The sequence below is a fragment of the Bacillus coreaensis genome (assembly GCF_050586445.1).
GTDB lineage: Bacteria > Bacillota > Bacilli > Bacillales > Cytobacillaceae > Robertmurraya_A > Robertmurraya_A coreaensis.
In genome coordinates this window covers 191,140-217,744 of sequence record NZ_JBOCCY010000004.1, presented here as the reverse complement: position 1 = coordinate 217,744, position 26,605 = coordinate 191,140, and the positions used below count along the sequence as shown (strand labels likewise).

Sequence of the window (26,605 nt, the reverse complement as noted above, 5' to 3'; positions counted from 1 at the left end):
CTAGGCAATAGCGGATTTTTTTCGTTCGAAGTAGTACTATCTTTTTCTAAAAAATAATGACCAAACCCTTTAGGTTTGGCCATCAATTTTTATTGCTTAGTAGCATATATAATATACCGTTCAGGAGCATCCCCAATATACCCAAACGGATAACAGGTGGTGAGAATAAGCTGCTCTTCCTGATCCTGCAACGTAATAATACTTGTGTCGTCAGCATCAACAATCCTCGTATTTACAATCTTATACGATGTGTCTCCATACGGCATCTTCATAACAAGTTCATCACCAAGTTCTAGTTCCCCTACCCGTTTAAATACGGTATCACGGTGACCTGATAAGACAATTTGGCCACCTTGTTCTGGATAAAAAGAACCCTTGTAGTGGCCAACTCCTTTTGCGAGTACGTCTGGATCGGTTCCTTCAACAATTGCTAGCTCTGACTCTATCTTTGGTAATAAGAGTAGCCCTACCACTTCTCCAACTTCTGGCTCAAAAGCAGTCTCATCCACTTGCTCTTCCTGAGTTTCCACAACACCCTTTGCTTCCATCAAGGATTGTTCTGCCTGTACATTCGAATGCAGAATTTGATACCCTGCATATCCAGTAATACCTAGTCCTAAGAGAATGAAAAGATAAATAATAACCTTCATCCTGTCCAGTCCCCCTTTTAAAAATTATAGCACTCCTTTTGGGGAAAAAGGGAATCCCTCTATTGAGAGATTCCCTTCCTCTATAATCTATTTCCTTCTCAATCTAACTCCAAACATCGTTAATCCCGTAGAAAGTAGCGCCACTCCTAGCAACAATACGTTAAATAGATGGGTTGCTGTGTTTGGCAATGCCTTTCCTACTTTCGGAGCTGACGCTACCTTAGTTACATCTTTATTAAAAACCGCAAATGTACTAAAGTGAGTCGTTGGAACACTTACCTGACCGTTTTTGTACTCGGCTCCAGGGACAAGCTCCCATCTATCCGCCTCTTCATTATAATAGTAGACTTCTAGGCCTTCTGGGTTAGACTGTTTTCCTACATTAAAGGTAATCGTGATTGGTGAGCTGAACTTTGTATACTTTTTACCCTTTTCATCGTAAATGGTAAAGTCGTACACTTCACTTACAGCACCATCGACCTTTTTCATTTGCTTCATTTCAATTCTTACTGCACCGTTTGGAAGTATGGATGCTGGGATAGTTAACAAGGCTTCCCCATTCGCAAACACGATCTTTGCTCCTTTTTCCTTGAGCTCTTTAATTTGCTCAGCAGTAAAACTTACTTTTGCATTCTTTTCTTTCATTTCAACGGTGATTGTACCGTTTTGAACCACTTGTGTAACTTCAGCGTCTGTAATGGTTGCGACTCTATTTTTCAAAGTTGGCTTTGTTACTACGTTGTTTTGGCCAGGATTGTTTGGCTTTCCAGGGTTGCCAGGAACACTTGGGTTTCCTGGACTATTCGGATTTCCAGGATTGTTTCCACCATTTCCTGGATTATTGCCTCCGTTCCCTGGATTTCCTGGGTTCCCCGAATTATTTCCACCATCTCCGTCACCTGGCTCCCCAGTAGTTGCCGCCTCAGCTAAAATAACCGTTCCACCCGCATCACGAGAAGCAAGATCCACCGCTACTTCCCTCGCACCAGAAACGGTATAGCTCACTCCACTATACTCATCCACCAGCACCGTGCCCGGCTCAAAGTCCACCGCAAATGTGACCTTCTTCGCTTCTGTGGCTGTGTTTAATCCAACATACACTTTCTTTTCGAGGTACTCACGCTTCGTAATGGAGTACTTCTCTTCATTACCGCCAGCCACCATCATTCGTGTACCTTTCGAGAAAATCTTCGAGTAATCGCCACGAATATTTAGCAACTTAGCATAGTGGTCATGCAGCTTAACCGCGGTTTCGTCTCCACTTTCAAGCTTTTCCCATGGCATTCCGTCACGGTTTTGGCCGAATGCGGATACAACGCCATTACTAGATTCCCAGCTTGATTTGCCGGAGTTCCCAAGCTCTTCTCCGTAGTAAATGACTGGCTGACCTTTGGACGTAATTTGCAGGGCCGCTGCGACCATCAGCTTGCCAACATCGCCACCCACATACTCGGACAAGAAGCCGTCCTGGTCATGCGAACTTAAGAATTGTCCAAGCGTTGAGGTGTTGTCGATACGAGCATCGCGCTCGACTAAATATGACTCGACTCCACTGATGTCACCGTTCACAAAGTTCTTTGCTTTTTCTTTAAAATCAAAGTCAAGCAACGAGTCCATTTGACCGGAACGCAGGTAGCCTCCGTCATTGGTGACGCTAGCTCCCCAATATTCGCCAATCATTTTGAAGCTCGGGCTGATTTCGGTTAACGCATTTTTGAACGCCATCCATGTGGTTTCTTCGACGTGCTTCACGGTGTCGACACGGAAGTAGTCGATCGTTTCTCCGCTATCCGTTCTTGCTTTTTCCAACCAAGCGGTTTGCCACTCAATGATTTTGGCACGAACGTCTGGGTCTTCGGTTCTAAAGTCAGGAAGTCCGTCTAGTTCTCCGCGAACGGTTGGGTCCTCCATTGTGGTACGAAGCATATCCTTTAATGCCGCTTGCTCCTCTGCAGTTGGTAGGCCTGCTTCACCCTGCCAGTTCGGTTCGATGGAATCCATTCCGTAACCAGCGTGGTTTAACACGACGTCCACCATAATTTTGATGCCTTTGTCGTGCGCCTTTTCTATTAGCTTTTTGAATGTTTCCATGTCACCGAGGCTTTCATCTAGAGACGTAAAGTCCTTTGCCCAGTACCCATGATACGCGTATTGCTTCGCATCTAAGCCCTCGGTTGTTGTAAAATCGACACCCTTATTGAAGTCGATATTATCAACGATTGGCGAAATCCAGATTGTGTTGATTCCTAAGTCATCCAAGTAATCAAGGTTATTGATGATTCCTCGGAAATCCCCACCGTGATATGCTTCACTGTGGTTCGGATCGTATCCAACCGGGTTGTTGCTTGTGTCTCCATCCTTAAAACGGTCTGTGAGCATAAAGTAAATTCGTGCTTCATCCCAATCAAAGTCAAGATCTCCTTGGTACGTTCGTGGTGCGACTTCAACTGGTACCGTTTGATTGTGACGGTTTCCGAATTCGTCCACCGCGGTTACCGTCAGATTCTTGATTCCTGCAGCAACCGAATCCTTCACTCCGATTGTGACGGCTTGAAGCTGCGGGTCAATCATGAGCTTGGATTTCCCACCAAGTGGCGCCAAATCCACGTACATTTCTTTATAAGTAACCTCTTCTTCCGTTGTCACGTTGATTTTTAAAACGGCATTTTCGTTATGCGTGATTTTCCCTGGTGAGACCTGACCTTCTATTGTCACCTTTGGCACGGTATACACAATGACCGATTTGCCATCGACCGTGTTTTTCGGGTCGGTCACCTCAGTTGTTTCGCCGTCCTTTGTCACAAGGAAGCTGTACTCGTAGGTGCCTGGGTCGAGGTTTTTCAACGTGTAGTAAAAGTACTCATTCTTCTCGTCATATGTCATCACATATTCCTGAGCTCCGACTTTCACCTTCACGCCTTCAATCGTGTGCATCTCGTCGTTTTGGTACAGCTCTTCATCACGATAGTAGAACGTTACATTTCCATCTTCTAAAACAGGTCCTTTTACTGCTGGTACAACGGTTTGGCCCGCCACACCTGTGACCACCGTTACCTTTGTGATGACTTCATCACGGTCAATTTTCACCACATGGTCGTCACTGTCCGGTGCAATCTTCGCCGTTGCCCAGTCCGTTCCTTTTCGGATGAGGAAGCCAATGGATTCGGTTGTTGGCGCGATTTCAATATTGGCAATCGCTGTATCATCATTGATTTCCGTAAAGTCGATTTGATCGTTCTTCACGCCTGTATTCCATACCCAAATATTCCAGTCAGTGAAATCCTTATCTGGTCTTACGTATTTTACGCGAACATAGCGTTTCACGTTTTTCTTTACCGTTAAAGCAATTGTTGCTTCTGCTTCACCTGCTTTTGCTTTAATCGTTGCGGTTCCTGGCTTTAAGCCTGATACTTTGCCTGTTCCATCCACGATGGCAATGCTCTCGTCAGACGATGTCCAAGTAACCTTTGCGCCAAGCATTTCTTGGTTGAATTGGTCACGAACTAGCGCGGATAGCTGAGCCGTATACGTTTCATAAACGGAATTATCTCCTGAAATCGTGATACTCTTCGGTGCGAGTGTGGCCACCGTGACTAGAATTTCCGCCTTCACATCACCCACTGCGGCAACAATCGTTGCTGACCCATTTTTCACAGAGGAGACTTTCCCGCCTTCCACTGTTGCTACTTCTGGATTGGAAGACGTCCATGTGATGTTTTGGTCGAGCATGATGCGACCTTTTTGGTCTTTCACGTAAGCCGTGATCGTTTTCGTTGTGCCTGGGTTGATCGCAAAGCTGGTTGTGCTCGTTTCGATGCTTGTGACCGTTGGTGTGTATTCACCTTCCGCCTCATCATACATTACCATCATCGATAATGGAGAGACGGTTGCTTGAGCCCCATTGATCGTGCGAAGCGTTTCGACACTGGCCGCTTGGTCGTCGACTACGACATTCCAAGTCGCGCTGGATGGGAGGCTAACTTCCTTCGCTGCGTTGTTCGCATTGTAAATGACGACGATGTTTTTCCAAGAATCGTTGTTCGCATAGTTTTTCAACTGGAATGCAACGATATTGTCTTCAGTTTTGTACACTTGCAGATTTTGCTCAATCGCTGTTTTTGTGTTCATTTTAAACGCTGGGTGCGCTTTACGTAGCTCAATTAAGCCTTGGTAATAGTCGAACACTGGCTGGTATTGGTCCTTCAGCTCCCAACGGATTTGGTTGATGCTGTCTGGACTCTTATAGCTATTGTGGTTACCGTATTTACTTCTTAGCATTTCTTCCCCTGCATGGAGGAAAGGAATTCCTTGTGACGTAAGCACGATGCCATTCGCTAGTAGGCTGCGTTTGACCCATTCGTTTTGTAGCGCGATGTCTTCCGTGATAATCGCGTGCGGATCCGTCGTGATATCCTGGTTCGCGACCTTCATCATTTTGTCCCACAGGTTCAAATTGTCATGCGCGGTCACGTAATTGATGCTTTCGGATGGACGGTTCGCAAAGTCGGTGATTGAACCGATGACACCCTTTGCAACGTCCGCTTCCTTTCCAGTTGCGCCTGTTGCGAAACCAGTGGATGCGTCATCACTTCCGCCTTTAATGGCGCCACGGATATTGTCGTTAAATACCGCGTAACCTTGGTCTTTTTGCGTTCCTTTGAAGTTTTGTAAGGAAGCATCTAAGCTTGTGGATCCGCCAGTCCATGGCTCGCCATAAATCAGAATGCTCGGATCAACTTCTTCTTTCAGCTCCTTCGTTAGCTCGCTCATGGTTTGACGGTCGATTAAGCCCATCAAGTCAAAGCGGAAGCCGTCGACTCCATATTCGGATGCCCAATATTTCACGGAGTCTTTAATATACTTACGAACCATCGGTCGTTCGGATGCGACTTCGTTTCCTGTGCCCGAACCGTTTGTAATTTTTCCGGCATCGTCCGTACGGTAGTAGTAGCCCGGAACGATTTTATCAAACGGAGAACCACCAGAAAGCTGGGTCGCTTCAGGGATGTACGTGTGATTGTACACAACGTCCATCACGACGCGAATGCCTTTGTTGTGCATGGCTTGAACCATTTCCTTGAACTCCGTCACGCGTGACGTTGGGTCCGCTGGGTCGGTGGCGTACGATCCTTCTGGTACGTTGAAGTGGATCGGGTCATAGCCCCAGTTGAACTTAGGGTCGGTGGAGTTCGGGTCATCGACCGTTCGCTCGTTCACGGAACCGAAGTCATAGACTGGTAGTAAGTGAACGTGTGTCACTCCTAATTCCTTTAGTGAGTCTAAGCCGGTTTTGACGCCATTTGGCCCCGTGGTGTTCGACTCGGTGAATGCCTTGTACTTCCCTTTATTGGTCATGCCTGAATTTTCATTTATTGAAAAATCGCGAACGTGCAACTCGTATAAAATCGCATCGGTTGGCGACACAAACGCTGGTTTTGCTTCAGGATTAAAACCGGTTGGGTCGGTATCATCCAAGTTGATGATCGCTGTCCGTTGACCGTTTGGCGAAGTGGAGCGGGCATATGGGTCAACAGCATAGTTGGTCGTTCCGTCCGCGAACTCGACTTTGTACATATAATATTTTCCGTTTTGGTCACCGTTTAGGGTCAGTGACCATACCCCGTTTGAAGCACGAGTCATTAGGGTTTCCTGACCGTTTGAGTTGTCAGTGACGAACGCCCCTTCATATGTTCCTTGGTTATCGTAGGTGGCAACGCTTACTTTTTGAGCAGTTGGTGCCCATAGTTTGAAATTTGTTTCTGATGGTGTGTATGTGTAGCCTAAGTCTTTTCCATCATAATAGAATTGATCATCGTTTAGTATGTTTCTCATGGTCACCTTTGTAGGTTGGTAACCTGTTGCGTTCACTTGATATTGCTTTCTTACGTCGATTATGGATGGGTCTGTGATGGTTAGCTTCACTTTTGTGTCGCTAAGCTTGGTTACTGTTGTTGCAATGTCTTGGTTCGCAGCGACATCGGTTAGTGTGAAGATGGTGTCATCCGCTAGCTTTTTGTTTACGGAAACGGTGATGCTGTTTTTTGCGTCCATTAATGCCGCTTGAACAGCTGCCGTTAAGTCAGGCTTGGTGTAGCTTACTTCGGCTTGGTCTTGGGTGAGCCAAACTTCTACTGAGTTGCCATCTTTGATCTCTATTTTTCTTTGAACATCTTGTGTCGTCCAGTCTCCTGGTCTTGTGATGATGTTGATGGAGCTTGATGAGAATTCGTACGTTGCTTGCGCAAATCCGTCGACGGTTGTCGTGAATGGATAAGCTGCTCCTTCTTTTCCATCCTCCCAAATCCACATATCCCAATTGTTTTGGGCATCATCAAAGCGGTAGTAATTAATCGTATAAGAATAAGTAGTGCTTAGGATTTGAATTGTTTTTTCTGCTGTTTTTCCGTCAAGAGAGGCTTGGACGGTGATGCTGTCATTTGGTTTAACGGAATACGTATCAGCGATCGATAAGCTGTTGTTGGATAACGCGATTCCGACTCTACCATCCTTCAGGCTCCATTGTGGAGTCACATCAGACTGTTCTCCCTTTTCGTTAAGTGCTTTCGCAGAGAGAGTGACCGTTTGGCCTTTTTTCGTTGTGGCTGGCGCGTTGATGATTAGGCCTGGTGCATGGACGACGGAGTTTCCGTTCGCTTGGTTCGGGTTGCTTGGGTCGGTGATCCAGTTGCTTTCCCCAATAATAAATTTGTACTCGTACGTTCCTGGAGCAAGCTCAGTGGTGAGCTGCCACACACCTTCAGCATTTTTCGTCATCTCTTTTGCGTTGTCTGCCCAGCTCGTAAAACTGCCTGCGACACGCACACGGTCAGCCTCACCTAAGTACTGGAACGTGACCGTGCCATCATCGCTGATGATTGGACTTGAGGCTGTCGCTGGTGGCGGTCCGATAAGGAAAGTCGAATTATCCCCCGCTTTCGGGTTCGTGTTTAATGGGTCCGCCGTGCTTTGATCCCAGCTTTTGTTGTTTAATAGAAACTTATATTCATAGTTTCCTTCCGCTAGGGTTGGTAAAGTTGCGGTAAACACACCGTTTTCTAAGGTCATTGGGGTCGCTGTCTCAAGCGTCCAGTTGTTATGGGTACCAATGACATACGCGGCAGTTTCCCCTGTGCTCACATAGTTAAAGGTAACGCTGTTGTCTTCATGGATGATCGGGCTCGCTGGTGTAGTTTCGGCGTTTGCTCTTGTATACAATCCACTTCCTGAAACTAGCTGAAGTAGCAGAGCAAAAACCATCACTATCGAGAATGCCCTCATGTTCTTCCTACTCAATCGCTTCTCCTCCTATTCTGTTTTACGGATGTTGCTGGCTAACTGTAGATCTTGGTGTTGTTTTTTGAGAAATGTGGTACAACTTGTTACTTTATGTAGCTTCATGTTGCAATGGGTGGCAGAGGTTTGTGCAATCGGTTGCACAAAAGATGAAAAAAGAGATAATAGTTCAGTTGACGCCCTGTGCAACAAGTTGCGCAAGCGCTTTCACAAACTACTAACCTAATAATATCACCCCACTATGGTGTCTGTCACCACAAAAAGACAAAATCGTACAATTTGTCCACGAGCGGTGTCAGTCACCCTTCGTGGACAGATCCTACACTTTTGTCCGCCTGAGATGGACACTCCATTACATTATTACTTAGTCTTCGTTGGATTCCTTGCTAGTTCTAACGCCTTTTTCAAAAATTCCTCTTCGCTTATTTCTCCGTTTAGCCTTGATTGAACTAGCTTCTCATGTTTCGCTGTCACGTTTAAGCCTGAGATTTCTAGAGATGCTTTCGCATTTCGTAATGCCTTTTCAAGTGGCTCTTCATTTGACTTTATCATTGATATCCCTCCTAAATATGAGTTTCTTCTGATCTTTCGCCTAATATCACCATTCTAATAGTATACAAGAGGACAGTTAAACTTTTATAGTGCAGGACCTTTTACACAATCCTTAAGTTTCATGTAAAATACATTCATTACCACTTACATATAATAGGAGCTACCACCATGAAACATACGATGAACTATACATTATCGGAGCGCTTTGAGGTTGCCTTTAACCAAATCCATGAAGTGCTAAAAACCAAAGTAAAAATAAATGACGATAGATTTGTAGTGTTGCTGGATAGAGGTGCGAATAGACATCAGTTGATAGCAACTTATCAAAAGGATTTAAAACAATATGCTAAATTAAGAAATGCGATTGTCCATGATAAGCGTGAGTTAGGCTTTTATATTGCCGAACCCCATGGGGAGATTGTCGAACATATTGAAATGATTGCTAAAGTGTTCAGAAGACCAAATTATGCATTATCCATCGCGACTAAAGATGTGATTTGTTTTGATTACGAAGATAGCCTACAAGAGGTATTCAAGGTCATAAAAGAATATGGATACGCTCAATATCCTCTCTATAAAAATAAAGAATGTATAGGTTTATTATCCACTGATGATATTGTTAGGTGGATGTCTGAGAATCTGATCAATACGATTGTAGATATTACTGACATTCGGGTTTTTGATATTATTTCAACGGTAGAAAACCACCCAATAGAGTTTGTTTCAAAAACAATGGACATCTTTTCAGTAGAAGAAATTTATGAAGAAAAACATAAGAATAAGGTGGATTTAGAAGCGATTATTATTACTGAAAATGGAAGAAATTTCGAAAGACCACTAGGAATCATTACTGCTTGGGATCTAATAGAGTTGGACTACCAGGATGAAAATTGAATAGACTCAACGTAAAGGCACTTGCAGTGATGCAGGTGTCTTTTACGTATTAAGCACTACTGCGGTGTTAATAAGGTGTCTGTCACCCTTCGTGGACAGTTTTGTGTTTTTGTACGCGTGGGGCGGACAGTCTGTTTCCTAACTTATTCTAAAGTGTTTATTTAGTAAGCCTAAAGGAATACATAGTGTTTCTCTGAAGGAATAAATTACAACGAATGGTAAAAATCTCTATATACATAATGTTTATTTACCCACAATGTGTAAGCGATTACAATGTTGATTACAAGTACTTGTCAAATATCACCAACACCTACACACCCAGGTATCTGAATCTTCAGTTATTTAGTTATCAGGGGACATACGAACATATGAGGTATTTATTTATCGCATCCAGAAAAACAGAAGAGTTTTCACCTATTAAATATTTATAGATCGATCTTAGGACGTGAGTTAAAGACGTACATAGGGGGAAAGAGGATGAGTAAATTTAATAGCTTCTTAGAAACAAAAGTAATGCCTGTGGCAGGTAGATTGGCTGCCCAGCGACATCTTGGTGCACTACGAGACGGTATTATCCTAGCCATGCCACTGATTATCATTGGTTCTCTTTTCTTAATCATTGCTAACTTCCCAATTGCCGCTTGGACTAACTATCTAGCAGAACACCCTACCATTAAAACTAGCCTCTTGTATCCATACCGTGGGACATTCGAGATCATGGGGCTCGTCGCTACATTTGGAGTCGCATATCGCTTATCTGAAAGTTATAAGCTCGATGCACTAGCTGGAGCTGCCATTTCACTTGCTGCCTACTTTGTTGTATCTCCTTTTACTAGCTATGTGATTGGACAAGATCCAAATACCGGTGCAGACATCTTGGAAAATGCATATAATACTGGACTTTTTACAAGTAAAGGTTTATTCGTTGGGATGATCATTGCCATCCTATCCACCGAAATTTATCGAAAAATTACTCAAATGAATATTGTAATCAAGCTACCAGATGGAGTACCTCCTGCTGTTTCAAGATCATTCTCTGCCTTAATACCAGCGTTTGTAGCTGTTGTTGTAGCATGGGGATTACGCTTGCTTGTAGAAAACATTGGTGACTTCGGCAGCATACACAATGTTGTATCCGTCCTCTTGCAGCAGCCGTTAACGAGCCTTGGCACAAGCTTGGTTGGAACAATTATTGTCTTTATACTTATTCAAATGTTATGGTGCTTAGGTTTACACGGAGCAAATATTGTTAACGCAGTTATCTTACCGGTTTGGTTAACTCTGACACAAGAAAATGCGATGTCATTTGAAGCTGGCGAACCTGTAAAAAATATTGTAACAAACGAATTTAATGATATTGTCTTTATTGGTGGATCTGGTACAACTCTCTCTTTGGTACTCGCGATGGTATTTTTCGCAAGAAGCCAACAGATGAAACAGTTAGGGCGCCTTGGTATTGGACCAGGAATCTTTAATATCAATGAACCAGTAACGTTTGGTATGCCCATCGTTCTGAATCCAATTATGATGATACCATTTATCTTAGCACCAGTTGCTGCGGTTATTATGACGTTTGTTTCCATGGATTTAGGATTGGTAGCAAAACCAATCGGTGTCGTAACACCGTTTACCATGCCTCCTATCCTAAACGGTTATATCATCACAGGCAGTATCTCAGGTGCCATTCTTCAATTGGCTATCATCGTAGTGTCATTCTTCATCTACTTCCCATTCTTTAAAATGTGGGACACACAGAAGCTAGCCGAAGAGAAAGGTGCAGCTACGAATACGTCATCTACAGATAACACAGTGAATATGTAGTTATGGTGACAGACACCCTTAAAAGACAGATTGGCTAGTTTTGTCCACGGAGGGTGTCTGTCACCCTTCGTGGACAGTTCCACCCAGTTTGTACGTGTGGAGTGGACACTTTTTCATAAAAATAGGGTTGGCTCTTTGTGAGCCAACCCTTAATCGTTATATTCTAACTACTTGATCTCCTCTTATAATAATTCTTCCTTCTAATTCCAATGAAAATAGTTGCTCTTCTAGATCTCTATGTTCCGACCCTAACACCTGTTTTAATTTGCTGATTGAGCTAGACTGTGGTATTTTCTCCAATAAAACTAAATTTGTATCTAGTTTAGTAGCAGCTATAGAATCCATACTCGCATTTTCGTGAAATACTGATTCCACTCCAACATATGGCCTCTTTCCTTTTACCAATAATTGATTACATCCTTGACCATCTAATGAATAGATGGGATGCGGGACTGCATATACCTCCCGTTTCTGTCTTTCAGCAAACTTCGCGGTCCAGAGTGCCCCACTTTTGACACCAGCCTCAACTATAATGACTTCGTTTGACCAAGCACTAATTAAGGCATTTCTTTCGACAAAATGCTGTTGTTTAACTGGTGTTACAGGTGGATATTTAGATAAAAATACGCTTCCTGATTCAAGCAGTTCATCATATAGCTTTCGCTGTTCAGAGGGATAACATATGTCCACCCCACTCCCTAAAAAAGAAATCGTTTTACCACCCGCCTTCATACAGGCAGCTTGTGAATACGAGTCAATACCTTTCGCAAAGCCGCTCACTAATACTACGTCCCTTTTAGCAAGTTCTTTTCCTATGTCCCTGGCTACTTTTTTCCCATATTCAGTACAACGTCTCGCACCAACGACTCCAATCGACCGCTCAAATTTCTGCAACTTACCCTTATAATAAAGTAGGATTGGCGACTCCCCACATGTCTTTGCGATTTCCGGATACCTGTCATCAGTAACGGGTAACAAACCTATACCCTTTTCTTCAATGGTTCTGCTAATTGAATCAACTTTTTCAAAACTCTTGTTATCCATTATTTGTTGAATCATTCGTGTAGTGATACCAGGAACTCCACTCAATTCCGTTTGTGTTGATTCGTAAATCCTCTTAAGATCACCATTAAAATATGAATAGAGATTCTTCTGCATAACTGGACCAATATATTTTAATGTTGATAGCCAAATCCAATACTTATCCATGGCCTCCTCCAAACAAATGAAATGCGTCTTTATCCAAGTCTCTACTTTGTAAACTTACTCTCATGTTATTTGAATTTATTTTCTCTTCACCTTCTAGATCAGCGATGGTCCGCGCCACTTTTATAAATTTATGAAGACTCCTACCACTATACTTAAAACGATCGTATGCCTTTTGAAGCAATGAAGTAGTTTCAGAATCTAAAGGACAAAATTGCGTGATTAAGGATGCCGTTAGTTGAGCATTTGAGCTTATTCCTGATATATATTTGTACCGTTTTTCCTGGATCTTTCTTGCATTGTCCACCCGCGCTTTTAATTCAGCCGAACTTTTTGATGGAAGAACATTTGAAAAGAAATTTACGTTATTAACGTATTTCTGAATATCCATTCGATCCATGATCGGACCTGATAATCTTTGCCGATATTTAATAATTTCGTAGTCTGTGCATCTACATTTTTCATTCCCAAAATAACCACAAGGACAAGGATTCATCGCACCAACTAGCATAAAATTAGCAGGATAGGAGTTTGAACCCCACACTCTAGTGATTGTGACCATCTGATCCTCAAGAGGCTGCCTTAGAGCATCAAGAGTTTTCCTACTGAACTCAGCGATCTCATCAAGAAAAAGAACTCCATTATGTGCAAAAGAAATCTCTCCTGGCTTCGCAAATGGTCCACCTCCAATGAGTGAGTTTGTTGAAGCATTATGATGGGGTGCACGAAACGGTCTCTGTGTTATTAAGGTTCCTTTTTCATGTAACATACTTGCTATGCTATAAATCTTGGTTACTTCTAATGACTCTTTTTCACTCATCTCAGGAAGAATCGTAGGAATTCTTTTAGCAATCATTGATTTGCCACAACCGGGTGGCCCAATCATTAGGAGATTATATTACAATATCAAGATATATATTGTTATTGAAAATGCCTTATTATACATGGTTTTGACTTGATTTAGAAATAAGACCATGTAAAATATTAAGTGGCACTATTTATTGTTCCACAAAGTTATAATGTGAATATAAATAATCGTGAGAAATGATGTGGTGAAATTGAATAATAATAAGAAATTGCTAATACCGAGGTTTACCATTAATAAAGGTCAAGTTGTGGACAATGATAAAGAACCCTTTGATATAACAAAAGAAGGTTTAGAAAAGTTATTAAAAAAACATCATACTCGTTATCCGAATTTTTATGCTGAGAATATTATAGACCATTTCATTAAGTTAGAGAAAAATCTTTCAACTTTAAAGGATAACAACAGCCTAAAAGAAAACTATACTTTCTTATATAGGGTAATAAACCGAAATTTGCGTTATTTAACCGACTTTATTCATTATTCGATTGATAAGATGGTTAGCCGATTGGCAACTAAGAATGGTCATTTTTATTTTTTTGCTAAAAGCAGGGATTTGCCCTTAATTTTTAATTATTCAAATTACAATACTTGGAATAGAAATATTAATATCTTTTGTACTCTAGGTTTAATAGAAAAAGTACCATTTGATAATATTAATAGAACCATGAGAAGAAGAGCGATAAGAGAGAAAAAACAGTTGGCAAAATTTATGAATATAAATGCAACTAAACTAAAAGAAGCTACATTTTATACTATTCCTCTTTATGATAAAAAAACTCTCATGAAAGCCAACCGATTAGCAAAAACTATGTTAGAAAATAATTATAGAGCAAATGCCTTTTCAAAGATATTTTTAATTAACGTTTTTGGACAGGAATTTGCTGACAAGGTTTTTCAAGATAATCGATCTGTTTCAGAATATAGTAATTATGTATCTGGAGAAATAGAAAAATTTATATTAGATGAGATTGAAAAAGTTGGATATACGACCAAGAGTAAAATAATTAACGAATTGGAGATTAATTTTAAAAAGGTTAATAATAAAGAGTATGGATTTTTAAAAGGTAGTAAAACTGCGATTATTGAAAGAGAATTTAATAGAAGTATTTCTATCATTAAAGGAAAACATGGGCTTGAATATAGAAAAGCAAATAGGGAATTAATAGAAAAATTTAGTTTAGATGGATATAAAAACATTATTTTTAAAACAAATAACTAGGCTATAACGCTTAGTTATTTGTTTTTGCTTACTTACTGATAAATAAGATTCGATTTTTATCAAAAGAATTGCTGTAAAAAGAAGTATTATACTCCCACAGTTTATTAAATACCTGTACCGTATGAAATTTCATTAAATCTCGTCTATTGACATGCTTTTACCGTGTGTTTTTCACATAATATTTTCAAACGCTATAAGTCTTTTCTATTTTATTACATACAAATTATAGGGTTAAATGGTAAAATTTATATTAAAAAATATATTCGCAATTATGTGAGAGGAAAATTTGATGTTTTTTAAATCTTATTTAGCTAGATTAGCTGTATAAAAGGCAATTTTTAACGAACAAAGTAAGTGGAAAATAGTGTTATAAAGAGGGAATTATTTATCATAATATGGGGGTCTATATGAATTATATCCAATATAAAGTCGAGATACCTAGTTTTCCATTACCCAATAAGTTTATTCATAAATATGATAGTGAGTATGTAATTAGGGTTGAAATTGAACAAGAAAGTAATAATTTATTAGATGTAAGATTCTATTTTACTGATAAGGTTAATGATAAAGAACGTGCAAGGAATTTCACGAATGACTTACTAGGAGACATTCTTCATATAGTTTCTTATAGGTTCAGTATTAGTTACAATTCGATTCCAATAGCATATTATAGCGATGGTAATCGATATGTTTATGGAACAGCGTCTTCAACTACTCTTGGATTGAAACAGATTATTGGAGATTTTTCATCTGAGCTTTCTGATAGTCTAAAGAATAGTAAATTCATTAAAGAATTAAATTCAAATCCTTACCATATTTTTTTAAGAAAAATTATGCTAATTGATGATACGATTGCAAAATTTTTACTACTTTATAGTTTATTAGCACTTATTAATGGTGATAAACAAAAAAGGGTTGAAAAGTTTATTGCAGAACATGACCCTAATAATGAATTAATGACCCGGAAGAGAACTGATGGTACAGAAGAAACAAAATCAGTTTATACATCGTTACGCAATAAAGTTGGTCATGTAACGGATAAAGAGGAGATTCATACAATTATTACGGGTATGGAAAGAACCATGAATAGTCTAATAAGTCTTGTGAAAAAGGCCATTGAACAGACGTATTAAACAATGACATACATCTTAATATGGCTCTTTATAGTTTATTAAGGTATACCTTTAAGGCTATAGATAATGAGGTGTTTTTGTTGTTTGTAAAGGGTATTTTTATTATTTATAAACGTTTATAAAGTATTGTTTATCTTTATAAACTGATGGGTTATAATTTAATTAATAAATAACCTATAGGAATGGTGAAGCATAATGAGTAAGAAAACATTTGCTTATATAAGGGTATCAAGTAAAGACCAAAATGAAGCAAGGCAACTAGAAGAAATCAAAGCATTAGGCATTGACAAACGAGATATATTTATTGATAAAGAGAGTGGAAAAGACTTTAATAGAAGCCAATACCAAGCATTAAAACAATGTTTACGTGAAGGGGATTTACTCTACATTAAATCTATTGATAGGTTTGGAAGAAACTCAAAAGAGATAAAGAAGGAATGGGAAGATATTACACAAAATATCAAAGCTGATATAAAAGTATTGGATATGCCCTTACTCGATACAACGCAATATAAAGACCAATTGGGAACTTTCGTATCTGATTTGGTTTTGCAAGTGTTAGCCTTCGTTAGTGAGCGTGAACGAGATAATATTTTGCAACGACAAGCAGAAGGAATAAAAGTAGCAAAGGCACAAGGAAAACATCTAGGTAGACCAAAATTAGATTTAAACACTCTTAATAAAGAACAAAAGAAAACGTTAGAAGGCAACTATCCTAAATGGAAAAGAAAAGAGATTACAAGCGTTGAGTTTATGACCATGTTAGAGTTAAAGAAGAACACCTTCTATAAAATTATAGGAGAGTATGAACTAACAATTTAGACACTCATAAATTAATGAGTGTCTTTTTAATGTGCAATTTTAAAGCTGATAGCAATAGATTTTTTAGGGTTCATAATGTCTAGTCATATTTCTAATTTTAAGTCCTGTTTAAATGTATGGTATTGAGGCAATTTAAAATAAAGAATAAAATGTTCTTTAAATAGAACAAAAAAGATGATATAGTTTCTATATTGATATGTACATAGATAGGATGGATATTTTAAAAAAACTTATTATCATTTGTCCAACAATACGAGATTTCTTATCATAATAAAGGGGGCGTTTATTATTGGTCGCTATGAAGAACTAGATTCGCTTAGGGGGTTAGCATCATTATCAGTATTTTTTAGCCATATGTATCTAATCTTCCATGAAACTATTGTTTCTAAATTACTGTTTGAATATGGATTATTACGTGTTACAGTTGCTGGAAGTGAAGCAGTAACATTATTCTTTGTTTTGAGTGGATTTGTGCTATCTTTACCTTTTTATTCTAAAAAACATTTTAATTATGGAGCATATGCTGTTAAACGTTTTTGTAGGATTTATATACCTTATATAATTGCTATGGTAATCGCAATTATATTTAGAGAAATGTTCTATACAGGAAAAGTAGAAGGTTTAACAGCTTGGTTTAATGTGAATTGGTCGCAGTCATTGGATTATAATTCTATAAAAGACCATTTGTTATTAGTTGGCACATTTACAAGTAATCTAAATAATGTAGTGTGGTCATTAGTACATGAAATGAGAATCTCTCTAATTTTTCCAGTGATCATGTTAATATTAATCAAATCAGATTTTAAAAAGGGAATTGGATTAGCAATTCTATTATCAAGTATTGGTATTATTGTTTCTTTTACATCAGATAAGCCCTTTTTAGGGACAGAATTGTATTATACAATTCATTGCACTTCCTTATTTATAGTAGGAGCGTTACTTGCAAAATATCGAGTAAATGTTATCAATAAACTCTCAACTCTTAGTATAAAGAGTAAAATTCTTTTGTTTCTTATTGGAATAATTTTATACCTTTATGCTCATCCCTCATTTGTATTAAATATCTTAATTCAAGATTTTAATCCATTCTATAGAGCAGTTATTGATACTTGGTTTACTTCTTTTGGGGCAACTATTTTAATTTCATTTGCAGTTTCACCTAATCTATTCTCGAAAATACTAAGAAACAGATTTGTGAATTACATTGGTAAGATATCTTATAGTTTATATTTAACACATCTAGCAGTCTTATTCTCGTGTATACACCTACTAAGTGGTATTATGCCTATATGGACTATTTGTTTGATTGTAGTTGTAGGAACATTTGTTATTTCAAGTCTTATGTATTCTCTAGTCGAAAAACCAGCTATAAAAATAGGTAGGTTCTTTACAAGACCGATTGTTACGAGCAATAAAGAATACAAGCACATATAAATAGGAATAAAAAAGCCAAAACATTGATTTAATGTTGTTTTTGTGAAATTTTATGTCCCGTACAGCATATCGCCAAATAAAAGGTATTTAGAGAATCTATATAGAGAATACTCGAATTACTATTCTAGGCACTCCTAAAGAGTGTCTTTTTTGTTTTAGTGGGGGTATGTTATCACCAAAATATAATGATTGAATATAGTCTATTGTACAAGCACTCCCACTCCCACAATCTAATTAAAAATGACAATCAATTAACTTGATAATGTAGTATAATTAATTAAGGTACAATATCAAGGTGAGGTGATATAGCATTATGGAAAAGGTTAGTGTATGTGCTTATTGTAGGGTTTCCACCGATTCAAAAGACCAAGAAAATAGCTTTGAAAATCAAAAATCTTATTTTGAACGGGAAATTAAAAAAAATGAAAAATATTCCCTTTATAAAATCTATGCAGATAAGGGAATTACAGGAACATCTCTAAGTAAACGGGAACAATTTAATCAAATGTTGTATGACGCAGGATTAAATATAATTGACGTTGAAGGAGAACCAACTTTTAGAATTGACCATGACCGTAAACCTATGTTTAAGCGTATTTTAGTGAAAAATTCTAGTAGGTTCGCTAGGAATATGGAAGTAATATCTATAATTAGAAAGTTAAAGGAAAACGGTGTATACATTGACTTTTTTGATATAAATATCTCTACAGACAAAGAAGACTATGAGTTTGTTTTAAATTTATTTTTAAATTTTGACCAACAAGATTCGATTGATAAAAGTAAAAAGGTCAAATTTGGTATTTTCGAAAGTGCTAAAAAGGGAAATATCTTTACTAATAAAAGAATATATGGGTACAACTACAATTTAGTAACAAAGGAATTAGAGATTATTGAAGATGAAGCAAAAGTAATATCTAAAATTTTCAATTTGTATGTTAATCACAAATATGGATTTCGTAAAATAGTTGATTATTTAAATGAAAATAACTATAGAACGAGAGAAGGAAAGCCATTTATTAAAAGCACTATTTCACGAATATTAGAAAATGAAAAATATTGTGGAACTTTAATACGCAATAAATATGACACAGGTGTTGTATTCCATAAGAAAAAAACTCCTAAAAAAAGACCTGAAAATGAATGGGTAATCCATGAGGAAAGAGTACCTGCCATTATCGAAAAGGACATATTTCAAAAAGCACAAGAAATAAGAAAATCAAAGGCAAGAAAACAAAGAGGTGTCTATCATGGGAAGAGCGAATTTGCAGGATTAATAAAGTGTAAACAATGTGGTGCATCATATACAAGAAATGTAGATAAAGGAAGGGTTTTTTATAATTGCTCTACAAAGAAAACTAGAGGTATTAAAGCGTGTGATAATGTTAATCTTTCAGAAGAATATATCCATACTGCTTTATATGGTCTTGCACATGGTGGACTTTATGAAGTTTTTAACAATAATAAAGATATACAAATAGAACAGTTGACTGAGATACAAGAAAGAATGAAGCAAAGTATTGATAAAGATACATTTGAAGATGCCGAAATTAAAAAAGATGAATTGAATACATTGGAGGAAAAGAAAAGTAAAATTATTGATTTATATTTAGAGGATACCTTTGACATGAGTGTATTACATGAAAAAAATGAACAAATTGAAGAGGAAATAAAGAGAATTAAACAAGAAATTACTGAACTTTCAAAAGGGCAAAATGAAATATTAGAAGATATTGAGGAACTAAATAAAATAATAAGTATGATAAAAACCGAGGGTATAAAAAAAGTCTTCACTAGAGAAGAGATAATCAATAATATAAAAACTATAACAATTGAAAGAGATAGTGAGAATAGAAAGCAACCATATGCGAATTTTGAATTAAAAGTTTTTGATGTGATAAATAGATATGTTGGTAACTATTCAGAACAAATACGAGGGAAGAGAATAGATTATACCAATCTTAATGTCAGTGATTATATTGGCTGATAATGTAACCTAATGTAAGTAGATTATGTCCCCCAGCTGCTGCTATTACCATGTAATTAAGGATGATTTCCTGTCCCTTAACATCAATAAAATCTAGTGAGGTTTGTTGTTCTAGAATACCGTTTTCACTTAGTAGTAGTTCGTCTGGTACCTTCCCTCCCAATATTCCAACAGCCTCTCTTAAATCCCTACATCCAAAGATTTCTACCCCTTTTACTAATTTCGCTTCCTGTACATTTTCTATAGGTAGGAGAATTTTCTTAATTCCAACCTCTTTTGCTTTTAAAACCATGGGAAGAATTCCACTGCTTCCACGAATGTTAGCATTCAATGAAAGTTCTCCAATAAATGCCGTTTGATTCAAATCCTTTGGTTCGGGTATTTGGTTGCTTCTTAAAAGTAACCCTATTGCCATAGCCAAATCGTAATGAGTTCCTGTTTTCTTCATATCAGAAGGGGCAAGGTTAAAAACCACTTTGACTACAGGAAAAACAAAGCCTGATGATAACATCGCTGCTTCCAGTCTTTCTCGTGCCTCTTTCACTGCTTTATCACCTAACCCCACAATGGATACGGAACTCATTCCCACCATTGTATCTGTCTCCACTTCAACCACCTGCCCATCAATCCCCAACAAAGCAAAACTATAAACAATTGAAGCCATACAACCGCTCCATTTCTTTTGATCCATAATTCTCTTTTTGCATCAAAAACTCTAGATAGTGTTCTTGCCTTGGTTCAGGAAAATACGAGAGAATTTGCTCTTTGGTTACAAGGGGATTGTGTTCGTTGAACATGTAGGCTCGGTAACTGCTCCATGGGTAAGTTTCTAAAGATTCAACGATACCTGCAGATAAGGGGTTTCTGTGAATATAACGGCTAAGTTCTAACTCATGTTCAGGGGAATCGATTATATCGTGGAAATATCTCTTTTCGAACACATGTCCGGAGAAGTCATATTTGAGGTTAAAATACCTGGCGTATTTGCTATGAAGGTATTTTATGATCGGGCCTGGAGGAATTTTTGTGGTTTCAAGCTGAAGATGAATATGATTGGACATAAGGCAGTAGGTGTGGATATTAAAATCGTATCTTTCTTTAGTTTCAAATAACATTCCTAAGTATTTCCTTCGATCGGGATCATCGTAAAACAAGGGTTGCTTCCTGATTCCTCTACTTGTAATATGATACTTCGCACCCGGAAACCAAGTACGTGCACGTCTTACCATGCGTGAACCTCCTTTAATTAGAATGGTGTTTTTTGTGGAGAACTTGGTAGTTTTAAAAAACGGGGGAGCGGGGTTTCTTGTATTATACTACTCTCTCACCCACCAATAAATAGAGTCAACAGTTTACCTCATACAAATCATAATAAACATAACAATCTCTCTTCCCTCCAAACTGTCCATTCTAGAAAGACAAAAGGGCCAAATCTGTCCACGAAGGGTGACAGACACCCTAAAAAGACAGATTGCCCATATTTGTCCACCGAGGGTGTCTGTCACCGCAAGATGTGGCATCAACTATATGAACAATCACCTTACCCTCACCTTCAACTTAAAAATAAAAACGAGGACTAAATTAGCCCCCTGTCTCTATATTGTAATAGCAATGTTATAATTCTTAATCAAATTGTAACCAGCCTATAATAACATTCCTCTATTATTGTCCTAAGGTATTTAACAATAGAGGAGTTAATATATATGGGGAAATTAAAAGCTATCCTGTGTTTTATCAGGAGATATCATAAATACAGCTACTATACAAGTGAATGTGTATTATGTGGGAAGAAAAAATAATGCATATTAACCCCCAATATTCATTAACAATATTGGGGGTTATTGCTTTGGGAAAGCGGAGGCTTGTATTATACTACTCCCCTCCTCTACCAACTGTCCACTCCAGAAATACAAAAAGACCAAATCTGTCCACGAAGGGTGACAGACACCCTAAAAAGACAGATTGGCCATATTTGTCCACGGACGGTGTCTGTCACCGTAAGTAGACTCTTGTTTCGTAAGGTTGGAGGGTGAACTCTTTGTGGAGCTTCCTGTCAACCCCTTCATAGTTTGCCAACACTAATTCAAAGTCTCCTAGTTTCCCTCCAGCACTAACAACAGAACTTCCCGGCACTCTGAATCTTGTCACGTCTTCGCTGAAGTTATTCACCACAAGCGCCATCTTTTTCCCCCATTTGCGCGTATACGCGAACAGCTTCGGATGATTTGCCAGCAATAACTCATACGTACCGTACACGAATACAGGCTGATCCTTTCTCAACCGGATCAACTGCTTATAAAAGCTCAAGATCGAATCCGGATCGTCCAGCTGCTTCTCGACATTGATATCCACATAATTCGGGTTCACGCCCAACCATGTAGAATCCCCACTCGTGAATCCAGCCGTCTCTGATGAAGCATTCCACTGCATCGGCGTGCGAGAGTTGTCTCGGCATTGCTTCCAGATAAGCTTCATGAGCTCCTCATGTGAGCGACCTTTCTCGCGTTCCACTCGGTAATAATTCACCATACCCACATCGTTGTAATCCTCAATCCTCGGGAACTGCACATTTGTCATTCCAATTTCTTGGCCTTGGTAAATGAACGGAGTTCCTTTCATCAGAAAGTACAGCGCAGCCAGCATTTTCGCACTTTCCTTCCAGTACTCCTTGTCATTCCCCCAGCTCGACACGCGGCGCGGCTGATCGTGATTTTCGATGAAGAGCGCATTCCATCCTCTTCCTTCCAATCCCGTTTGCCACTTTGTCAGCGCCTTTTTCAACGCGCGCACATCCACACGACTGTCATCCGAGTTCTTATCCCAAAGGTCCAAAAACTCAAACTGAAAAATCATATTAAAATAGCCGTTCTCTTCTCCAACCCAGCGATCCGCGTCAGCAATCTTAACCCCATTTGCTTCCCCGACCGTCATCACATCGTACTTTTTAAAGGTCCTCTGTGAAAAGTCAGCCAGCCACTCATCGATTCCCTCCACATTCATCATGTAAGGAAAGCAAGGAACCACATCTAACCCTTCAGGATTCGGCATATCCGGGAAACCTGGCTTCTTTTTAATATGAGAAATCGCATCCACACGGAATCCATCAATGCCCTTATCAAGCCACCAGTTCACCATGTTCTCCAACGACTCACGCACCTCTGGATTTTCCCAGTTTAAATCAGGCTGACGCGTCGAGAAGATATGCATGAAATACTGGTCGGTCTCCTCGTCATACTTCCAAGCCGGACCACTGAAAATCGACTCCCAGTTATTCGGCTCCTTGCCTTCCTTCCCGTCGGCCCAAATATACCAATCGCGCTTCGGGTTATTCTTGCTCGACCGTGACTCAATGAACCAAGGATGCTCATCGCTTGTATGATTGATCACCAAATCCAAAATAATCCTCATCCCACGCTCATGAACACCCGCCAACAGCTCATCAAAATCCGCCATCGTCCCAAACTCATCCATAATGTCATGATAATCGGAAATATCATAGCCGTTATCGTCGTTCGGCGATTTGTACATCGGCGAAAGCCAAATCACATCAATGCCCAAATCCTTTATATAATCTAGCTTCGAGGTTAACCCCTTTAAATCGCCAATCCCGTCTCCATTGCTATCCATGAAGCTTCTTGGATACACCTGATAGGCAACGCTTTCCTTCCACCACTTCTTGTTCACGTTCGCACCTCTATTTCTACTTACACCCACCACATTTGTGATACAGGCTGTTCAATTAATACGGACTTTAAATTCACAACTGCACGAGTGAAGCCTTCTTCAATCGACATAATTGGATCTTCATGTTCAATGCTCACAACATAATCGTAGCCGTAAGTTCGTAACGCACTCATCATATCGGACCATTCCTTCAGGCTGTGTCCACAACCCACACTGCGGAAGTTCCACGCACGAGTTCGGATCTCCCCATACGGCTGCATATCGGTCAATCCGTACATATTGACATTGTCTTGGTCAATATACGTATCCTTCGCATGAAAATGATGAATCGCATTTTCTTTTCCTAAAATTTTAATCGCAGCCACCGGGTCAATTCCCTGCCACCATAAGTGACTCGGATCTAGGTTCGCCCCAATTGCGTCACAAGTTTCCTCGCGTAGCTTTAACAAAGTATATGGTGTGTGAACTAAAAATCCGCCATGTAACTCTAGACCAATTTTCACATGATGATCCTTAGCGTATTGCCCAACTTCACGCCAGTAAGGAATCAACTTCTCTTCCCACTGCCATTTCAACACATCGCCATACTCATTCGGCCATGGTGCCACCGGCCAGTTCGGCTGTTTCGCATCCTCGTGATCACCAGCTGTACCAGAGAAACAATTCACCACTGGTACGTTTAAAAGTGACGCCAACTTGATCGTCTTCAACAACGTATCATTGGACTGCTCCGCAAATTCCTTATCAGGAGAAATCGGGTTACCATGACAACTGAACGCACTAATAATTAAACCGCGCTCTTCCACTTTACGAAGATACTCTGCTCTTGCTTCTTCGCTTTCCAAAAGACCGTCCAGATCACAATGGTTATTCCCTGGATAACACCCTGTACCAATTTCAACTGCATGTAAGCCTGCATTTTTTACCGTATCAAGCATTTCCTCGAATGATTTTTCTGCAAAAAGCACTGTAAATACACCTAGTTTCATCGTGAACCTTCCTCCCTTTCACTGCTCTCGTATATCTTGTCAATAATTTGTGATACTTGTAGTGCTTGCTCTGGTTTTACCACAAGCTCCGCTTCACCCAAACAAGCCGCGACAAAATTCCTTGCCTGTGGCACATCTGGTTCCTCTTCCCCTGGCATCCAATCCGCTTGCATGTTAAAAAGCATGCCGTTTTTCGTTGTGTATAGTTCAAATGGGAATACATTTATTCCGCCCTCAACACCCGAAATGCTCACGTTCGCCACATCTTCCTTGATATTGGCTGCCCAAGACGTTTCAAACAGCATCGAAGCTCTGTTCTCAAACCTCATGTAAGCCGTTACATGATCATCCACCTCAAACGTCTGATGGTCAAACGTTCCCCATTGGTTTACTTGACCAGGAATTTTACTTAACGTATTGTATGTGCGACCCGTAACGCTTGTTTGCTTCGGATTTCCCATCAGCCAAAGAGCCAAATCAAGAAGATGGCAACCGAAATCAATTAAGCTTCCGCCACCTTGTAGTTCTTTGTTTGTAAAAACACCCCAGCCAGGAACCTTGCGACGTCTGAGCGCTTGAACCCGGACAACCAATGCCTCCCCAACGTCTTCCATCGACTTTTTCGCCGCGATGGCTTCCTTCATAAAACGGTAGTGATACGCGATCGCCAGTACCTTGTTTGCCTTTTTCGAAGCGTCAATCATCCTCTCACACTCGGCCGCACTTAGCGCCATCGGTTTTTCACAAAGCACGTGGACTCCCGCTTCAAACGCAGCAATCGTAATTTCTGCATGAAATTTATTCGGAGTACAAATACAAACCGCATCTACCTCTTGAAAAAGATCTTTATAGTCCTCGAACACATGTGGGATATTGAACTTTTCCGCCGCCTCGCGAGCTCGTTCACCATTCACGTCACTAACGGCCGTAATCGTGCATTTATCGCCTAAAGCAAGAAAAGCCGGGATATGGCGGGCCTGTGCAATCCCGCCAACCCCGATAATCCCGATTCGTAGCTTTTCCATTATTCTTTTACTCTCATAATTTGTTTCGTTTCATTAGACTCAAGAGCTGCTAAGATTACTCCTAAGGACTTCATTCCCTCTTCGCCGCTCACAGCCACTTCTCTATCATTTAGCACAGCATCCACAAACAGATCAATCACATGCGAACTACTTTGGCCGCCCTCGTCATTCGACTGAATTTTTCCTAATTGGTAATTCACGACGTCACCATTCTTGTATTGAACAACTAACGAATTGGTTGGATCGTCCTCTAAACGAAGAATCGCATTCTCTCCATAAATAATCGTTGAGTTGTCTTCCTTGCTCACATACGACCAGCTCGCCGCAAGTGTCCCAATGATACCGCTTTCTGTTTTCAACACACAAACTGCTGTGTCATCAACCGTAGCAAATTCCTTTGCACTCGTCTCAACAAATGCACCCACTTCAACGATTTCTTCTCCTAGTATATATCGTAGAAGGTCTGTTTTATGAACACCTAAATCACCCATTGCACCAACGAACGCTTTATCTTTTTGGAAAAACCAACCTTCCTTGCCTTCCACGCTCCAGCCTTCTGGTCCACCGTGTCCGAAAGCGGTACGGAAGCTATAAATCTTTCCAACTTCACCGCTCTGAATCAATTGACGAGCTTTTTGATGAGAAGCCACAAAACGTTGGTTGTGCGCGATCATTAGCTTTTTGCCGCTATTTTTCGCTGTCTCGATCATCGATTTTGCTTCCTCTTCTGAAGTTGCCATTGGCTTTTCACATAGAACATGAACACCTGCAAGCAGCGCGGCATTCGAGATTGGTGCATGAAGATAGTTCGGTGTACACACGCTCACCGCATCAACTTCTGCGTTTCTTAAAAGTTCCACGAAACTTGTGTACGATGGAACTCCATACTTTTCTCCGATTTCTAGTGCTCTCTCCGCGTTATTGTCGCAAACCGCCACAATCTCCACATTCGGATTTGCAGCATATTCAGGTAAATGGCGATGGCGCGCGATACTTCCGCAGCCAATCACACCTACACGTAGTTTTTTCAT

18 protein-coding genes are annotated in these 26,605 nt (G+C 39.7%); 7 read left to right on the top strand and 11 right to left on the bottom strand.

The window, feature by feature from the left end; genetic code table 11:
- Positions 1-89 precede the first annotated feature (89 nt).
- The 3 genes from ACQ5H4_RS08735 to ACQ5H4_RS08725 all read right to left on the bottom strand — a co-directional run bounded on the left by ACQ5H4_RS08735 (position 90) and on the right by ACQ5H4_RS08725 (position 8,495).
- Positions 90-650, bottom strand: coding sequence for a class D sortase (locus ACQ5H4_RS08735; RefSeq protein ID WP_430774552.1), 561 nt, complete (start codon positions 648-650; stop codon positions 90-92).
- A gap of 87 nt (positions 651-737) precedes the next feature.
- Positions 738-7,943 carry a type I pullulanase gene (gene pulA, locus ACQ5H4_RS08730; protein ID WP_430774551.1) on the bottom strand — a complete coding sequence of 2,402 codons (7,206 nt, stop codon included), beginning with the start codon at positions 7,941-7,943 and terminating at the stop codon, positions 738-740.
- Positions 7,944-8,303: 360 nt separating this feature from the next.
- Positions 8,304-8,495 carry an antitoxin VbhA family protein gene (locus ACQ5H4_RS08725; RefSeq protein ID WP_430774550.1) on the bottom strand — a complete coding sequence of 64 codons (192 nt, stop codon included), beginning with the start codon at positions 8,493-8,495 and terminating at the stop codon, positions 8,304-8,306.
- Between the two features lie 168 nt (positions 8,496-8,663).
- Here ACQ5H4_RS08725 and ACQ5H4_RS08720 point away from each other — a divergent pair, with 168 nt between their 5' ends.
- Both ACQ5H4_RS08720 and celB read left to right on the top strand, forming a co-directional pair.
- Positions 8,664-9,389 (top strand): CBS domain-containing protein, encoded by a 726-nt coding sequence (locus ACQ5H4_RS08720; RefSeq protein WP_430774549.1) that lies wholly within the window; start codon positions 8,664-8,666, stop codon positions 9,387-9,389.
- A 477-nt stretch (positions 9,390-9,866) separates the two neighbouring features.
- The gene (celB, locus tag ACQ5H4_RS08715; protein WP_430774548.1) at positions 9,867-11,210 is read left to right on the top strand and encodes a PTS cellobiose transporter subunit IIC; all 1,344 of its coding nucleotides are present in this window, start codon (positions 9,867-9,869) and stop codon (positions 11,208-11,210) included.
- A 156-nt stretch (positions 11,211-11,366) separates the two neighbouring features.
- Here the strand turns inward: celB and dprA are convergent, their stop codons facing one another.
- Together dprA and ACQ5H4_RS08705 are read right to left on the bottom strand one after the other, a co-directional pair.
- On the bottom strand, positions 11,367-12,419 hold the full coding sequence (gene dprA / locus ACQ5H4_RS08710; RefSeq protein ID WP_430774547.1) for a DNA-processing protein DprA: 1,053 nt from the start codon (positions 12,417-12,419) through the stop codon (positions 11,367-11,369).
- Complete coding sequence (locus ACQ5H4_RS08705; RefSeq protein WP_430774546.1) at positions 12,412-13,302, bottom strand: YifB family Mg chelatase-like AAA ATPase; 891 nt, start codon at positions 13,300-13,302, stop codon at positions 12,412-12,414. The genes dprA and ACQ5H4_RS08705 overlap by 8 nt, the downstream gene beginning before the upstream one ends.
- Positions 13,303-13,474: 172 nt before the next feature.
- Here ACQ5H4_RS08705 and ACQ5H4_RS08700 point away from each other — a divergent pair, with 172 nt between their 5' ends.
- The 5 genes from ACQ5H4_RS08700 (at position 13,475) to ACQ5H4_RS08680 (ending at position 19,876) form a co-directional block, all read left to right on the top strand.
- On the top strand, positions 13,475-14,503 hold the full coding sequence (locus ACQ5H4_RS08700) for a hypothetical protein (RefSeq protein ID WP_430774545.1): 1,029 nt from the start codon (positions 13,475-13,477) through the stop codon (positions 14,501-14,503).
- Between the two features lie 407 nt (positions 14,504-14,910).
- Positions 14,911-15,636 (top strand): hypothetical protein, encoded by a 726-nt coding sequence (locus tag ACQ5H4_RS08695; protein ID WP_430774544.1) that lies wholly within the window; start codon positions 14,911-14,913, stop codon positions 15,634-15,636.
- A 195-nt stretch (positions 15,637-15,831) separates the two neighbouring features.
- On the top strand, positions 15,832-16,458 hold the full coding sequence (locus ACQ5H4_RS08690) for a recombinase family protein (protein WP_430774543.1): 627 nt from the start codon (positions 15,832-15,834) through the stop codon (positions 16,456-16,458).
- A gap of 240 nt (positions 16,459-16,698) precedes the next feature.
- Positions 16,699-17,892, top strand: coding sequence for an acyltransferase family protein (locus tag ACQ5H4_RS08685; protein WP_430774542.1), 1,194 nt, complete (start codon positions 16,699-16,701; stop codon positions 17,890-17,892).
- A 313-nt stretch (positions 17,893-18,205) separates the two neighbouring features.
- Positions 18,206-19,876 carry a recombinase family protein gene (locus tag ACQ5H4_RS08680; protein ID WP_430774541.1) on the top strand — a complete coding sequence of 557 codons (1,671 nt, stop codon included), beginning with the start codon at positions 18,206-18,208 and terminating at the stop codon, positions 19,874-19,876.
- On the opposite strand, the gene ACQ5H4_RS08675 is transcribed toward ACQ5H4_RS08680, so the two are convergent.
- The 6 genes from ACQ5H4_RS08675 to ACQ5H4_RS08650 form a co-directional block, all read right to left on the bottom strand.
- On the bottom strand, positions 19,857-20,540 hold the full coding sequence (locus ACQ5H4_RS08675) for a magnesium chelatase domain-containing protein (protein ID WP_430774540.1): 684 nt from the start codon (positions 20,538-20,540) through the stop codon (positions 19,857-19,859). The genes ACQ5H4_RS08680 and ACQ5H4_RS08675 overlap by 20 nt on opposite strands.
- Positions 20,521-21,105 carry a transposase gene (locus ACQ5H4_RS08670; RefSeq protein ID WP_430774539.1) on the bottom strand — a complete coding sequence of 195 codons (585 nt, stop codon included), beginning with the start codon at positions 21,103-21,105 and terminating at the stop codon, positions 20,521-20,523. The genes ACQ5H4_RS08675 and ACQ5H4_RS08670 overlap by 20 nt, the downstream gene beginning before the upstream one ends.
- A 763-nt stretch (positions 21,106-21,868) precedes the next feature.
- On the bottom strand, positions 21,869-23,560 hold the full coding sequence (locus ACQ5H4_RS08665) for a glycoside hydrolase family 13 protein (RefSeq protein ID WP_430774538.1): 1,692 nt from the start codon (positions 23,558-23,560) through the stop codon (positions 21,869-21,871).
- A gap of 20 nt (positions 23,561-23,580) precedes the next feature.
- A complete protein-coding gene (locus ACQ5H4_RS08660) occupies positions 23,581-24,549 on the bottom strand; it encodes a sugar phosphate isomerase/epimerase family protein (RefSeq protein WP_430774537.1) in 969 nt (322 codons plus the stop codon).
- Entirely contained in the window at positions 24,546-25,574 is a 1,029-nt protein-coding gene (locus ACQ5H4_RS08655; protein WP_430774536.1) for a Gfo/Idh/MocA family protein, read from the bottom strand. The genes ACQ5H4_RS08660 and ACQ5H4_RS08655 overlap by 4 nt, the downstream gene beginning before the upstream one ends.
- Complete coding sequence (locus ACQ5H4_RS08650; protein ID WP_430774535.1) at positions 25,574-26,605, bottom strand: Gfo/Idh/MocA family protein; 1,032 nt, start codon at positions 26,603-26,605, stop codon at positions 25,574-25,576. The genes ACQ5H4_RS08655 and ACQ5H4_RS08650 overlap by 1 nt, the downstream gene beginning before the upstream one ends.